The organism is Bacillus sp. JST-5, from assembly GCF_057747715.1.
In genome coordinates, this window is sequence record NZ_JBYLHW010000130.1 from 1 (window position 1) to 1,899 (window position 1,899).

The 1,899-nt window shown below is 30.9% G+C and carries 2 protein-coding genes; one reads left to right on the forward strand and one right to left on the reverse strand.

The window, feature by feature from the left end; all coding sequences use genetic code 11:
• Positions 1-144: 144 nt before the first annotated feature.
• Positions 145-492: a YgzB family protein gene (locus AC3ASS_RS14065; protein ID WP_488284134.1), complete on the reverse strand. Its 348-nt coding sequence runs from the start codon at positions 490-492 to the stop codon at positions 145-147.
• Between the two features lie 228 nt (positions 493-720).
• On the opposite strand from AC3ASS_RS14065, the gene AC3ASS_RS14070 reads away from it, so the two are divergent.
• Positions 721-1,596 carry a nucleotidyltransferase-like protein gene (locus AC3ASS_RS14070; RefSeq protein WP_488284135.1) on the forward strand — a complete coding sequence of 292 codons (876 nt, stop codon included), beginning with the start codon at positions 721-723 and terminating at the stop codon, positions 1,594-1,596.
• The last annotated feature ends 303 nt before the right edge of the window (positions 1,597-1,899 follow it).

A 1,899-nucleotide genomic window follows, 5' to 3' on the forward strand; every position in this document is an offset into this window, starting at 1 on the left:
GTACGGTTTGATGAGGGGAAGCTGAGAGTAAAAGAGACAGCATGAGCTGTCCCTTTGAAATCAGTTTTCTACTCTACTAGCATTTTGGTTTCACTTTTATATTTTCGACAGCACCTTCTCGCTTGTTTTCCTATCCTCTAAATTTTATCGCTTTTTTCGATTATATTTTTCATCAAATTCTTTTCCTTCTAATGAAGGATCAAGCGTTAATGGCTCACGACAAAACATACACATATCTACTCTACCAAGCATTTTTGTTACCTTTTGACAAGATGGACAAACTACTTGAACCGCTTTTGTTGAAAGCATACCTATCCATAAGTAAACAATGGTACTTGCTATTATTGATAACAATCCTAACATCATAAATATGATCATTAGGATAGGAGAACTTTTAAAAAAGATCCCAACATACATAATAATAAAACCAATGAAAATTAAACTTAATGCAAAAGTTCTTATCTTATTTATCTTGTTTGAGTATTTCGCCATGATTTTCCCTCCTATATGGAATATACCATAATAGAAGGAAAAAAGTTATTTATCAATGTGTCAATTTTGCTCAAAATTTAATAAAGGAAATTTGTCAAAAACGTCGAAATTTTGAATCATTGAACAATTTTTACGATTTACGTGTATACTTGGTAAATAGACAATGTATTGATTGCTGGCTAAGAATAATGGACGTAATAGATCTATTAATTTATCGGGGGAGTTAGTATGGAAGATATTTTAAGACCTTTATATCAAGAGCGGGCCAGCCGACCGACAACGTTAGGAATTTTACTTATTGAAAAAATAGAAAGCGATAGCCCAATCACAGATACATTTGATGCAGTTTTGCTCGTTATTACGAAAGAGGGCGAAACAAATGTATTCATTAAACATTATGTATATGAACATAAAAAAGCTGCATTGCATGTAATTACTGAAGAACAATTACGTGAATGGATTACTCTAGGATCGAATCGAAAAATATTTGACTGGATATATAATGGGAAGATTTTATTTGAAAGAAATGACTACTTATCGAATTTAAAACAAGAACTACAAGAATTTCCATTTGAAGGACGTAAATTAAAAATAGGTTTGGAGTTTGCAAAATTAATTCGAAGATATATGGATGGAAAATTATTTTTTGATCACCAACAATATTTAGATGCCTATAATCATGTCATTCACTCCTTACATCATCTTGGAAGACTTTCAGTCATCGAAAAAGGATTTCATCCAGAAGTAACGGTGTGGAATCAAGTGAAACATATTGAACCAGAAATATATAAGTTATATGAAGAATTAATTACAAGCGAAGAAACATTAGATAAACGTTTAGAGCTACTATTTCTTGCAAGTGATTTTTTAATTCATTCGAAAACGAAACTTGGAGCAAGTCATATTCTTGAAGTATTAGAAGAGAAAGATTATTGGACAATTCAAGAAATAATTGAACATAAAGATCTTCGTATTTACTCTGTTGATTTAGTAATCTTAGTAGAATATTTAATTGAAAAAAAATATATTCATGTTGTCGAAGTCGAATCAAAAGGAATTGGGTTATATCATAGATATTATACGGTGAAAGAATTGTTATCGTAAAAAAATAAAATTCAGTGTTGACTTTTCGTAACAAACTTGTTATATTTATAATCGTCGCTGCGAAACAGAATAAGAATTGTTATCGCAGTGATATTTATTTCAAAAAAATCATTGACTTTTAAAACTCATTGTGTTATATTTAAAAAGTCGCTTCAAAAAAGAAGTGGACATTTGAACCTTGAAAACTGAACAAAACAAAGCGTCTAAAGAAACATGCTAGTCAATCATTTTGAGCAATCAAACTACTTATTGGAGAGTTTGATCCTGGCTCAGGACGAACGCTGGCGGCGTGCCTAATACATG